This window comes from Thalassoglobus polymorphus (genome assembly GCF_007744255.1).
GTDB lineage: Bacteria > Planctomycetota > Planctomycetia > Planctomycetales > Planctomycetaceae > Thalassoglobus > Thalassoglobus polymorphus.
On record NZ_CP036267.1, the window covers coordinates 2,574,280 to 2,586,776 of the forward strand.

Genomic DNA, 12,497 nt, shown 5'->3' on the forward strand with positions numbered 1-12,497 from the left:
CTTTCAAGTGATTCCTGTTGCAGAGGCATCCTGTCACGTGTCATCGTGAAATAACGATGACTTGGAAATTTTGATTGAACGCTGATTTCATTCTCGGCTTCGTGTTATGCTACAGTGAAGGAAAATCGGCTGCAATCTTCTCATGAGACAGAATCAAAAACCAGATCGTATTCAATCATGTCAGATTCCCCCCTATCTGATGAAGAACTCTTGGCGTATCTTGACGAGATGCTCCCCACAGACCGTTCTGCGGAAGTCGAGCAGATTCTGCGCGAACAGAGCGAATTGCGGCATCGAGCCGCTTTGCTTTCGAGACGTCGAGACAGCGGAGGCCACACTCTCGGTGAAATCTGGCGACGCCGTCAACTGAGTTGCCCAACGCGGGAAACACTCGGGACCTTTGTTCTGGGAGTTGCCGAACCGGACCTTGAAGACTATATCATCTTCCATACTAAAGTTGTTGGCTGTCGAATCTGTAATGCCAATTTACACGATTTGAAATCACAGCACGAAGCATCTCAAGAAACTGAAACTCGACAAAAACGTTATTTTGAATCGTCTGCCGGTCTCTTGCGTTCACAACAATACGATTCGGATTCCTAGGTCCCCTACCCTCGCACTCACTGCTCGGTTTGCGTGAGCGCGGTCAATGTTCGCCCAGTTTCAGTTTGCCCGGTTTCAATCTGCTCACACAAAATATCGCTGTTCCTATCATGATTTTTGTTCTCGATAATTACGATTCGTTCACGTACAACCTCGTTCAGCGACTGGGCGAGATTGATTCTTCACTCGACATTCAGGTTCGTCGCAACGATCAAACTTCATGCAGCGAAATCGAGTCCTTGAATCCCGAGCGAGTGATTATTTCGCCCGGTCCGTGTACGCCCTCTGAAGCAGGGCTGTCGTGCGAAGTGATTAAACACTTTGGTCCGAAAATTCCTCTTTTGGGTGTTTGTTTGGGGCATCAATGCATTTCAGAAGCTTACGGTGCAAAAGTGGTTCGTGCAGATCGATTGATGCACGGAAAAACGTCGCAAATCCATCATGATAATCAAGGGGTCTTTGCCGAGATCCCCATGCCGGTCACGATGACCCGGTATCACAGCCTTGTTGTCCCTGAGGAATCTCTAACTGAAGACCTCATTGCCTGTGCGTGGACGCGTGACGATGATCACCCTACGGAGCTGATGGGGGTTCGACATCGTAAATATCCGATTTATGGTGTTCAGTTTCATCCAGAAAGTTTTCTGTCCCCTTCTGGAACGGACATGTTGCGTAACTTTCTGAAGCTGTAACTTTCGAGATCCGATCCTCAATTTACTGCGAATCATAGTCAAAGAAGACATTTTTCGACGATGCTCACTCAATTCGACGATATCCCGGAACTTGCAGATCTCCAGTCAGGGAGATCGCTGATTCGAGTCCCGGATGAACTGAATGTCCCGTTTACCCCACGCGTTCGAGCGCTTGTCGACACTGCTGAGTTTCAACGCCTGAATGACATTAGTCAGCTCGGGCTCGTCTCAAAAGTTTATCCCGGGGCTCGTCATACGCGGTTCGAGCATGCACTGGGAGTTTATCACAATGCTTTGCGATATCTCCAACAGCTGTGCAAGGATGAACGTTTTCAAAAAATCGTCGACCCACATTCCGCAGAACTGTTGATCGTTGCGTCGCTTCTGCACGATTTGGGACATTGGCCGTTTTGCCATCCGATTGAAGATCTCGGCATTGAGGGGCTCGTTCCTCATGAAGCTCATGCTGCCCGCTATCTGGCTGAAGGGTCTGAGATTACGCATGTCTTGAAATGCGAATGGAACATCAATTCCAGCGAAGTGCTCGACATCCTTGATCCAAAAACTGATGACTCCAAGCTTCGATTACTGAGGTCCATTCTCTCCGGGCCGATCGATGTCGACAAGATGGACTATCTGGATCGAGACAGCCTCCATTGCGGGGTTCCATACGGTCGGAATTTTGATCGGCAACGACTCATTCAGTCACTGATCTTAAACGAAAAAGGTGATGGTTTAGCTATCACTGCCAAGGGGAAGACGGCTGCCGAACTCATGGTCTTCGCGCGGTATGTCATGTTCAGCGAAGTCTACTGGCATCACGCTGTCCGCTCAGCGACGAGTATGTTCGCCCGTGCATTTTATGAACTGCACGAACAGATTGATCTCCCAGCCATGTTCGGTTCGACCGATGCCGAAATGGTTTCCGAACTGCGATCCACTGCCGCCGGACAGCCGGAAAAGGAACTCCTTGATTCCTTGTTCGGTCCGAACCGACGACTGTACAAGCGAGCTGTTGAATTCAGCCACGACCAGGAATCACCTGTTTACAATTTAATCGCTGGTCGACCATATTCCGAAATTACGAAAATTTCGAATCATGTTGTCGCTCAGATCAAAGCAGAGTTGAGTCTCGACATGACTCATCTCGACTTAATTATTGATGCTCCTCCACCGCATCGCGAAGTTGAGTTCGCGATTGATGTCTTCTTTCCCAAGGAAGAGAGCTATCGCCCGCTTCGACAGGTTTCCCCAGTCATTGATGCGCTGGCAACAACGCAATTCGACGATTGGGTGAAGCGTGTACGAGTTTTCGTCGCACCGCAGTGGCGCGAAGCAGTTTCGGGGCTCGAGTGGGAGAAGCTTTTATGCCAAGCCGTCAAAGGCTGATTGCGGTGGCTCTGCAATTTGATTCAGTACGCTTTGAATGACTTCACAAACGTTGTCGATGTCTTCATTCTGGATGGCCAGCAAAGGCGGGAGCATACGGACCCTCGTCGGATTGGCCCCAGCGGGAAACGCAATCACACCAGCTTCAAACAGTGCGTTGAGAAATTCTTTGGTCCGTTTTGGACTTCCGTCAAAGACTGTAAACGCGACCATCCCTCCCACTCCATAAGGACCAGTGATGCGGTCCGGTGTTGCAGTATGCATCTTCTCAAAATGAGCTGTGAACCTGTTGTGAATCTCGTGAGTCCTTCCGTTTTCGCCCAAAAAACCTCCATTCTGAAATTGCTTGAGAATAAATCGGGCCGCATGAATTGAAGAAGTCGCTCCAGTGAATGTCTGACTGATGAGACCGGGACGAGGTTTCATGTCGTCACTGAAAAGCGTGGCGCAAACCTGACTCATTTTTCCGATCGTGACCAGATCCACATATTCATCAAGGCCCAGGTGTTGAAAGGCAAACATGCGAGAAGTTCGCCCGAATGTTTGAATCTCGTCAATGAAAATCGGAATCTGGTGTTGTTGTAAGCATTCGAAGAGTGCAACAAAATATTCACGCGGTGCGGAATAGTAGCCCCCTTCTCCCTGAATCAATTCAAGACACATTCCTGCGTGTCGATCAGGATATCGGTTGAGGAGTTTTTGCAGAGCGTCCACGCTACGTTTTGTGCTTTCTTCTGGATCATTTTGATCGAAGAACGGGACATAATCAACGGAAATTGTCTGCGGAAGGCCATCGCGATTTCCAGGGCGGTCGGTTAATTGAGCAAGTGCCATTGTGCGACCGGAGAAGCTGTTCTCGAAAGTCAGCATTCGATCCGCAGGAGACTTCTTCTGAAATAGCATCTTCAGTGCATTCTCATTGGCCATTGCTCCGCTGGTGGAAAGAAAGCAATGATCCAGATTGGCTCCCGTGTTTGTTGCCAGCGTTAGTAAATCTTTGCACAGATGATATGAATCAAGATTCTGTTGAAGATTTCCCTGCATCACCGTGTCGGAGAGAGCCGCCTCGACCAGTGATTCGATCAATCCTTCATGGCTATGCCCACAGATGTGGACACCGATGCCGCTGATCATGTCGTACTTGATACTTCCATCCGCTAACTCGACCAGAGCCCCATTTCCAATTCCACTTCCCAGGTAAGGATAATAAAGTCCTCCACCTCGGAGATCGCCCATCTCGGAGAGCAGTTTTTCATACGGTGCTGCGAGTTCCGGTTCAGGCGTACGAATATCTGTGATGCGACCGCTGTACTCGTTGATCGTTTCGCGAATCAAACGTTGGGCCTCAACGATTCGAGGATCGTTGCACAATTGACTAAGCCCAACTTCTGGAAGATTCGGGGTGGGTGCATTCATAGTGGGCTTTCGAGGTCTATAGCATTTTTCGAATTGGTGTTCGCATTCTGCCTGGTGGCGAACTGTAACTTTACGAGTGAAACGCGCTCTACATGGGCAGACTGTAGAGCAAACTGCTTTAATTCAGGATTTCTCAGAGCTACCGTAGTCAGCCTCAGTTCGAGAAATTGGCCAGGGAATCTTATTCGTCGCCCATCCGAGCAGTAATTCGGCGGTCAACGTTGCTCGTTCGGCGAGGCTCTCTTTGATCATGAATTCATCGTGACTATGGATTTCTCCTCCCCGAACTCCAAGTGTGTCCACATTGGGGAGCCCCCAGCGCTGTAAACGGTTTCCGTCGCAGACACCACCTGTAGGCCGCAGGTTCAGGTTGAGCCCTAATTCTGTTCCAGTTTCAACCACTTGATGCAAAAGAGTTTCCGTTAATCCTTCGGCCTGTTTTGGAGGAGCTGTGAATTCGCCAAATCGTTCGGACTCAACACCCGTGGAGGAAGAGACCTCGCTTAAGATTCCGTCTAAGGTATGGAGGATCGTCGCTTCCTGATCTTGACCTGAATATCTAACGTTGACACCAACAACACCGACGTCCGGGACCATATTCAAGGGGCCTCCGCCATCGACCCGTGCGACATTGAACGTTGTACCGGGCCAGCGTCCGTTCAGTGAATGAATTTGGACTGCGATACTGGCGGCAGCAGCGATGGCGTTTCGTCCGTCTTCAAAATGTCTCCCTGCGTGAGCAGATTTTCCTCGGCAGACGATCTCGAAGTTCGCTGAGCCTTTGCGTTGTGATACGAGTGAGCCATCCGGGAGTGATGGTTCAAACAGGAGCCCCACATGATTGCGGGATGCCGCTGCCTGGAGCAATGAAGCAGACCCGGGAGAGCCAATCTCCTCGTCAGGGTTCAGAAGAACTTCCCAGCCGAAGTGCTCCTGAAGCTCTTGTGGGAGAAATCGTTCTAATGCTTCGAGAGCAACGAGCAGAATCGCGATGCCCCCTTTGGCGTCTGCGACTCCCGGTCCGCATAATCGATTCGAATCGTGTTTCACTGCTTGAAAAACTGAGTCTACTGAGTAAACAGTATCGGTATGGATAGCAAGCAAGACTCGCTTCGTTGCATCAGGCCGACAACGGACTGAAAGCGCCGGTCCCAGTTCGATGGACTGCAGCTCTCCCCGATCGTTGACTTGTTGAATGCTTGGGATCTCAAGAATTTGGGGGACAGCCTCAAACTTCGAAAACTCGGGAAGCAAAGTGTTGACCATCGATTCAACACCGATGCGGTGGTATGTCCCCGAATTGATAGAGGCCCACTTCTCGACCAGAGAAGTCATTCGGTCTTGTTGTGAGTTGATCCAGTTTCGGTGTTCTGTCTTCTTATACTCAGGTACTGTTTCCATTGACTCCACCATATTGACCTCTCTGCCCTCAATCTGAATTGTACACATGCGAGGCAATTCGGAAAGCATTTCAATTCAGAGGAATGAATGCGATTTAAAAAGAATCGCCCCCGAACTGGGCGAATTATAATGGCCAATGAGAGGGATCGGAAATTCCGCATTGCCAGGTGCGTCTCACAAGATCTTTGAGGTTTCGTCTTTTGAATTGTTTCAAAGAGCGGAAAACGTCGGCTTGAACGGCAGATTTTGCTTCGGAGAGGACGATTCCCTGTTGCTCCAGGCGGAAGGCAAGAATTTCTACTGCGTCGATTTGTGACCGTCGATAATCTTTTTCAGGTTGACAGGATGTCATTGGGAGAGAGGTTATGGAGCGGCCAACCACATCTTACATTTACTGGACCGCCTGCTGCGCGCTCCTGTTGCTTTCAACTGGATGTCGACTTCCGAAGTTGTTTCTCACTCCGACTGAGAATGTCCTTATTTACGACACGTCGTATGAGCAGGATCTGGTCGGGCAGACAGAACCAGACCCGGATAGCCTCGAATACGACTTTAGATGGCGCTACCGGGATTCACTTGCAGAACCTGTCACTGTTGAAGACTATTCTGAAGGGCAATTTTCGAAGTGGCGTGTCCTGTTCGCCACGAATCGAAATCCTCAGCGAAGCGACGGGGTACGAAATGTCAGTTTCCAGAATGAATATTCAGAAAACTTGAGATACGGTCGTTGTTCTGTCACGCTTACGGAACCGACTGAAGAAGAACTTAAAGCGGCTCGACCGGATGGCTTCCTGGGAAAACTTGTCGGTGCATTACCTCAGCCCTGGCAGCATGAGGTGATTTTTGATGAAGCGAAATACACGAGCGTCGAAAACGTAACGCCACTCCCAGACAGCGACTTCTATTCGCAATTGAACGCAAATATTGAAGCATCGCGCCAGAAAGATGTTCTGGTGTTTGTCCATGGTTTCAATGTCGATTTTGAATCGTCAGTCAGCCGACTTGCACAAATCGCCCGAGACATGCCGTTCAATGGGGCCATCGTCTCCTACAGTTGGCCTTCGCAAGGTGGTGTCGAGAACTATCAACGCGATGGTGAGGTGATCGATGATTCCATCGATCCGTTTATGCAATTTCTGGATGACCTCAAAGCAAACGTTCCCGCAGGCTCAAAAGTGAATCTCGTTGTTCACAGCATGGGGAACCGGCTCGTGATGCGCAGTCTTTCTCGATTAAATCCGATTTCGGGAGAACCTGATATTCGCTTTGAGAACATAGTCCTATGTGCCCCCGATGTTGGCGTCGACGAATTCAAACGATTAGGGGATGATGTTATCGAACAGGCGAATCGAACAACGCTTTATCGTTGTCTGAACGATTCCGCACTGATTGCCTCGTCATATAAGAATGGCGAAGAGCGGGCAGGTGCTTCGCTCGCTCCTGTTGTCATGGAGGGGCTGGATACTGTCGAATGTGCAGTGATCGACACCAGCATTCTAGGACACTCCTATTATGGGAGTAATCCACACATGCTGCGGGATCTTTTTTGTGTCGTGAAAGAGGGCAAAGGGGCAAGCGAACGTCCATGGATGAAGAAGCAGAAACTTCCCTGGCAAGGACATTACTGGATCATTTCCGATTGGCCGGTGCAGCTTCAATGGGCTTGGCACTTTGACCAAAACAAAACAGGCATCTTGCAAGCAGGGTTCGAAGACCCTGAAAAATCGGCAAACCTGAGCCGGCATACGGTTGAATTGCTTCCCCATAAAAGAGCTCAATAAGAGGGCTTGCAACGGCAACTCTGAGAACTTCACGACATAAGCACGGTCTGGCGAGCGACTGTTCCGGCGGCGAGATCATCGAAGGCTGCGTTGATATCGTTTAATCCAAGAGTCGAAGATTGCAGCAGGTCGACGGGTAAGAGTCCAGCTTCGTACATGGCGATAAAACGAGGGATGTCACGACGAGGGACGGACGACCCCATATACGATCCCAGAATCGTACGTTCTTCAGCGACGAGGCTGACTGCAGGAATTGAGAGCATCTTACTGGGGTGTGGAAGCCCCATGCAGACAGTCTTACCGCCACGCGCTGTTGCAGCGTAGGCTTGGGCGAGGACAATTTCACTACCGACTGCTTCGAATGTTACCGAAGCACCCCCTCCGGTGATGTTTTTCACAGCTTCGATGGCATCATGATCGTTAGCGTTGACGGCGTGAGTCGCTCCCGCATTTTTTGCGAGATCAAGTTTTGAATCGAGCAGATCGACCGCAACAATGGGAAACGCTCCTGATGCTTTGGCACCCATAATGCTGCTGAGTCCCACTCCGCCCATGCCAAAAACAGCAACCGATTGACCGGCTTGGATATTTGCCGTGTTGACCACCGCACCGACACCTGTCATCACGGCGCAGCCGAACAGAGCCGCCTTATCGAGAGGAAGCGATTTGGAGATTTTGACAAGAGACTCCTCAGCTGCCACGGTGTATTGAGAGAATGCTGAGACGCCGAGATGGTGATGCAGTTCTTGCCCGTTGCTGCGGCTGAAGTGTCGTTTCCCGCTCAAAAGTGAACCCTCTGTATTCGCAACGGCTCCTCGTTCGCACAAAGCAGCACGACCAGATTGGCAGCAAGTGCAGCGACCACAAACTGGAACATACGAAAAAACAACATGGTCATCCGATTGGAAATCCCGAACTCCAGCCCCAACTTCTCTTACGATTCCGGCGGCTTCGTGTCCGAGAACCATCGGCATCACTCGCGGTCGTGATCCATTGATCACAGAGAGATCAGAGTGACAAAGACCGGCTGCGACAATCTCGACTAACACTTCACATTCGTCAGGTGGCGTCAGTTCCAAATCTTCCAACTGAAGCGGCTTCGATTCAGCATAGGGGGCAGGTCGCCCCATTTCTTCTAGAACTACAGCGACTGTCTTCATCGTCAAAGCTCCTTTGCACAACTCAATCTTTGAGTGGAATTCATTCCGGCAGATCGGTGAGGCTACTATCAAGATCTGTTTGAAAAGAGGGTGTGTGTTCTGGAAAATTGAAATCCGTGTCGCCAGTTCCTGTTTTTGTTCGAGGTACGGAAGTGGGCGACTCTTTGTGCTGATGCTTCATTCATTTCCTAGCAATTCGAGTTCGTGTCTAACCCGGGTCAGCACGCGAAAACGTGCCTGTCGTACCGCGACAGCAGTCATTTCAAGATCGTCAGCGACATCGACAGCACTGCGACCATCAACGACGGTACTCCAAAACGCTTGCCAGGTGTGAGGTCGGAAGTCGCTTTTGACCAGGTCAAGAATACGGAAGAGCAAGCGTGACTGTTCTTTTGAACTTTCAGTCACTTCGGCAGGTGGGGCTTGTGGAAACTGGTCGATAAACTGCGCAGCGTCTCCACCTTTTCCGACCATGCGTTTCCGGTACTGGTCGATTTGACGCCGACGCGTGAGGACCCATAGCCAACCGCGAAAACTATCTTTGGTCTTCTCTCGTTGAAACTTTTCGATTCCGTTCAAGACCGAGATCATCACTTCTTGGACCGTATCTCGGGCATCAGCTGGCTGAAATCCCGCTTGTCGACACCACTGATAGACCAAGGGGCCATAAATTCGCACCATTCGTTCCCAGGCATGAGGGGCGTTTGCACGAATCCCATTCAGTAGCGACGTCGAAATCGAATCTGGATCGACATACACGGTCTCTGAATCCATAGGAAGCCTTATCTTCGATTTCGCTTCTTGGGCAACTCGACAAGTTCTACAGGAATTGTGGATCGGTTGTATGTGTTCTGTGAAACGGAAATTCGCGTAATTTCTAAACTCACCGTAATTTTTACGGACACCGAAAGCAAGAAACGGCTCTCGATTCCAGAGGATTTCTTAGCGACCTGACTGCGAAAAACTCGCCATTAATCTGCTTCAATTCCACAGATTTCTATAAACCTAAGATTTTCGCGTAACGCTCTTGCGATGTATTATTAGAGCGAGTTGATGACAGATGTGACATCTCACTGGATCTCTTCATCGCCTGATGTTTTCAGCACGATTCTCTTTGAGGCCTCGCATTTTGCGGCAAGAGGGAGACTCAGGCTTTACGAAGCGTTTTGGCGAACCTGAACTTGCTCGGGAAAACTTGAACAAGTCGTCAGCGTCTCTGACTCTGGCAAAAAATTCACGAAGAAAAGACAGCGATTTCAGGAAGACTGTGAGGTGTTTCCTATGACAGACAGATCCCAGAATTGCCCTAATCAAGACGACTGGATTTTGTTTCTTCAAGCGGAGGACAATAAGTCGAGCCCTGAGATGGCAAGGCACTTAGAAGATTGCCCCGACTGCCAACAGGTCGTGCTGGGCTTAGAGGAGGAACTTGGGCCGTTGCAATCTTTGTTGCGACATGGAGTCCGTCAAGAAGATTTTGCGTCAGAGCGAGAATGCCAACAAGCTGCGCAGAATTTAATTAAAAAAACAGAGCATAAGATGTGACGGCGTAAAGCATGAATGTGCGAACGTCTGTTAGAATTAACTTGGAAGAGTTCATATTCAATCGATGGAATTGCGTCATCTTGATGATTCGTTGCTCAAGGCAATGAGAAGAGAGATGTGGTTCTGTCATTGAAAAGATAGCAGGCCAAAACTATGGGAAAACGTAAACGTCGAAGAAAGAAGAGCAATCAGAAGAAAAAATCTTCATCAGCCGGGGTGAGCATTGGCCTCATCGCAGGCGGGGTCTGTGCAGTCGTATTCGTGATTGGAGTCGGAATTTTTGTCTGGCAGAACAACCCCTCTGGCAGTCAAGGTGATCTTCCTAAACGAAAAATTTCACGCGAGCAAATCGAATTTGCGTCAGACTCCGACCTTGGGCAATCTCGCACAACTGCTGAATGGTTGGCATTGCTCAAAGAGATGCGGACAACTGAAAATATGATGCGAGCCACTTTTCTGAAAGCTCGTATGCCAAACCCGGAAGCCTTCCTTGGGGCCGATCCCGCAGCGGTGCCAGACGTTTACGAAGCTCTTAAAGATCCTCGCTTAGAAAAATACGGTCAGGCGATTATCGCTAAGTTCGGTCAATCAGCTGACCCTCCTTATTTTCAAGATGTGATGGATGGTCTTAACAGCGACCATCCACAAGTTCGCCGTGCAGCGATCCAACTTCTGGCTCATGTGAAACCGGAGGGGCCAGACACAGCTGAACAAGTTGGGAAATACTTGAATGACGCGGACCCCGAAGTTTCCAAATCGGCGACGATTGCTTTGGGCTCAATGGGTGAACCGGGATTTGAATTACTCGTTACGCAACTCAAGGGCAATCAATCTCCTTCACCTCATCTACTGAAGGCAATGGCTTTGTTTGGTGAATCGGCTGCCCCAGCTGTTCCGGATCTTGCAAAACTACTGACCGTCGAGTCGACTGAACATCGAGTACCGGTGTTGATTGCATTGGAAAAAATTGGCAGCAGTTCAAAGGTCGCCCTCCCTGAACTTATCGAAGTCTGGTCGACCGAGTCAGGTGAAAAGTGGAGCGAACAGGTGACTGCTGTCATGAATAGAATTGGCAAACCTGCAACGACTGCAATGTTGGAGAAGTTCGCGCAGGTTCCCGCAGAAGCTCAGATCATCGCCACCCAACATTTCATAAATCAGAAATCCCATGATGCCATTCCCGTGCTAATTCAGAGTTTGGAGGCTCCGAAATCTGTAGAGGCTCGCGAAGTCGCACTTGACGCCTTGAGAGGGATGCTTCCTGAAAACTCTCCCACGGATGAGCAACTGGCGGCTCTCTTTGAATTTGGTGACACCGAGTTAAGAGCTTGGACGCTCGAAGAAATCGCTGCCAGTACCGAACGTTGTCTGAAGTACAAATCCTTATTAACTCAGGTTCGTTCAGGCTTACAAACGTCGCTGGCAGACCCGCGTGTTGAGAAGTCGAAAGATGAATACGAAGCTGGGACTCGGTTGGTAAAGCGTATTGATCAAGTCGTCGAGAGCCTGTGAGGAGTGGTTGCATGTTGAGTAGAAGTAATAAACGGAGTCTCACGTTGATTCTGTTTGTGGCACTCGGACAAGGTTGTGGAAATTCGCAACCGGCCGACTCCGGGAAGTCTGCGGAGAAAAATACCGGTACTGCACTTCAAGCAGCCGAGAATCCTCAAACTGAAGGAAGCAAAAACTCACCGGCGGAACAAGTAGCTCCCAAGTCTCAATCTGAGAATGCAGGTTCGAGTTTGGGTCAGACAATCGAGTTCGTGAATAATTTCAATGAAGAGACGGCAGTTGATGAAAATCTTCATCTCGACACCAAGGTACTCATCGCGCTGGTCGACCCGGAGAAGGAAGGTGTCCCTGATGCGATCCGTCAATCCGCTGACGAGAAGATGCAACGCAAAGCAATTCTGATTCTCAATAAAACAGGGCAATCAGATTTAGCGATACCAGAGTTGATCACTGCTGCAACGTACTCCAAGAATAGTCGAGTCTGTGGAGCGCTCGACAAAACATTGCGACAGCTTCAGCCAGCAAAAATTGTTCAGCCTATCGTCGAACAGTTGAGTGCGGAATGGGACCATCTATTGCGAAAATCGCCTCCGGACATTCTCCGTGCAATCGTGATGGATTTGGGACATCACGATTTGAACTACTTACTCAAAGTCATAGACCGCGAGACTGACGCAATCCCGGAAGTTCGCGACTTCGTCACTCTCGCAGCTGCTAATGCAGGCCCCAAGGCTAAGGTCGTTGTTCCAGAATTAATTGAACTGCTTACGCCTCAGCGATTCAACTTCGCAGCCTCGCCGTTGCTCGTCCCGGAAGCCCTTGTGAAAATCGGAGCGGATGACCCGCAAACTGTTGGAACTCTTACCAAAATTGTTTCTGAGTCAAAAAACAAAAAATTGCAGAAGGCTGCGTTCGATGCACTTAAGAAACTTAATCCAGAAGCAGCTGTCAATTCCGGTTTTCTCGACGAGAAGAAATAAACAATAAGGGAGAATTTT

Annotated in this window: 10 protein-coding genes; 6 read left to right on the forward strand and 4 right to left on the reverse strand. The window is 49.5% G+C overall.

Features of this window, described 5'->3' with window-relative positions; genetic code table 11:
- Positions 1 to 177: 177 nt before the first annotated feature.
- From Mal48_RS09325 to Mal48_RS09335, 3 genes are all read left to right on the forward strand, one after another.
- The gene (locus tag Mal48_RS09325; RefSeq protein WP_145198292.1) at positions 178 to 603 is read left to right on the forward strand and encodes an anti-sigma factor; all 426 of its coding nucleotides are present in this window, start codon (positions 178 to 180) and stop codon (positions 601 to 603) included.
- Positions 604 to 713: 110 nt separating this feature from the next.
- On the forward strand, positions 714 to 1,295 hold the full coding sequence (locus Mal48_RS09330) for an anthranilate synthase component II (protein ID WP_145198294.1): 582 nt from the start codon (positions 714 to 716) through the stop codon (positions 1,293 to 1,295).
- Positions 1,296 to 1,355: 60 nt separating this feature from the next.
- Positions 1,356 to 2,684, forward strand: a complete 1,329-nt coding sequence (locus Mal48_RS09335) for an HD domain-containing protein (protein ID WP_145198296.1) — start codon at positions 1,356 to 1,358, stop codon at positions 2,682 to 2,684.
- Here Mal48_RS09335 and Mal48_RS09340 read toward each other — a convergent pair.
- Entirely contained in the window at positions 2,661 to 4,100 is a 1,440-nt protein-coding gene (locus Mal48_RS09340) for an aminotransferase class III-fold pyridoxal phosphate-dependent enzyme (RefSeq protein WP_145198298.1), read from the reverse strand. The two genes, Mal48_RS09335 and Mal48_RS09340, sit on opposite strands and share 24 nt — an antisense overlap.
- Before the next feature lie 123 nt (positions 4,101 to 4,223).
- The gene (locus Mal48_RS09345; protein WP_197442199.1) at positions 4,224 to 5,501 is read right to left on the reverse strand and encodes a hydrolase; all 1,278 of its coding nucleotides are present in this window, start codon (positions 5,499 to 5,501) and stop codon (positions 4,224 to 4,226) included.
- A gap of 365 nt (positions 5,502 to 5,866) precedes the next feature.
- Here Mal48_RS09345 and Mal48_RS09350 point away from each other — a divergent pair, with 365 nt between their 5' ends.
- Positions 5,867 to 7,282 carry an alpha/beta hydrolase gene (locus Mal48_RS09350; protein ID WP_145198302.1) on the forward strand — a complete coding sequence of 472 codons (1,416 nt, stop codon included), beginning with the start codon at positions 5,867 to 5,869 and terminating at the stop codon, positions 7,280 to 7,282.
- Positions 7,283 to 7,311: 29 nt separating this feature from the next.
- On the opposite strand, the gene Mal48_RS09355 is transcribed toward Mal48_RS09350, so the two are convergent.
- Complete coding sequence (locus tag Mal48_RS09355; protein ID WP_145198304.1) at positions 7,312 to 8,442, reverse strand: zinc-dependent alcohol dehydrogenase family protein; 1,131 nt, start codon at positions 8,440 to 8,442, stop codon at positions 7,312 to 7,314.
- 177 nt (positions 8,443 to 8,619) lie between these two features.
- The gene (locus Mal48_RS09360; RefSeq protein WP_145198306.1) at positions 8,620 to 9,216 is read right to left on the reverse strand and encodes a sigma-70 family RNA polymerase sigma factor; all 597 of its coding nucleotides are present in this window, start codon (positions 9,214 to 9,216) and stop codon (positions 8,620 to 8,622) included.
- Positions 9,217 to 10,140: 924 nt separating this feature from the next.
- Here Mal48_RS09360 and Mal48_RS09365 point away from each other — a divergent pair.
- Positions 10,141 to 11,499 (forward strand): HEAT repeat domain-containing protein, encoded by a 1,359-nt coding sequence (locus Mal48_RS09365; RefSeq protein WP_145198308.1) that lies wholly within the window; start codon positions 10,141 to 10,143, stop codon positions 11,497 to 11,499.
- Between the two features lie 11 nt (positions 11,500 to 11,510).
- Positions 11,511 to 12,479 (forward strand): hypothetical protein, encoded by a 969-nt coding sequence (locus Mal48_RS09370; protein WP_145198310.1) that lies wholly within the window; start codon positions 11,511 to 11,513, stop codon positions 12,477 to 12,479.
- Positions 12,480 to 12,497: the final 18 nt, after the last annotated feature.

Coding starts and splice junctions, on each gene's coding strand:
- Mal48_RS09345 (WP_197442199.1), bottom strand. CDS start 5,501: ATGGAAACAGTACCTGAGTATAAGAAGACAGAACACCGAAACTGGATC.
- Mal48_RS09355 (WP_145198304.1), bottom strand. CDS start 8,442: ATGAAGACAGTCGCTGTAGTTCTAGAAGAAATGGGGCGACCTGCCCCC.
- Mal48_RS09360 (WP_145198306.1), bottom strand. CDS start 9,216: ATGGATTCAGAGACCGTGTATGTCGATCCAGATTCGATTTCGACGTCG.
- Mal48_RS09365 (WP_145198308.1), top strand. CDS start 10,141: ATGGGAAAACGTAAACGTCGAAGAAAGAAGAGCAATCAGAAGAAAAAA.
- Mal48_RS09325 (WP_145198292.1), top strand. CDS start 178: ATGTCAGATTCCCCCCTATCTGATGAAGAACTCTTGGCGTATCTTGAC.
- Mal48_RS09330 (WP_145198294.1), top strand. CDS start 714: ATGATTTTTGTTCTCGATAATTACGATTCGTTCACGTACAACCTCGTT.
- Mal48_RS09340 (WP_145198298.1), bottom strand. CDS start 4,100: ATGAATGCACCCACCCCGAATCTTCCAGAAGTTGGGCTTAGTCAATTG.
- Mal48_RS09335 (WP_145198296.1), top strand. CDS start 1,356: ATGCTCACTCAATTCGACGATATCCCGGAACTTGCAGATCTCCAGTCA.
- Mal48_RS09370 (WP_145198310.1), top strand. CDS start 11,511: ATGTTGAGTAGAAGTAATAAACGGAGTCTCACGTTGATTCTGTTTGTG.
- Mal48_RS09350 (WP_145198302.1), top strand. CDS start 5,867: ATGGAGCGGCCAACCACATCTTACATTTACTGGACCGCCTGCTGCGCG.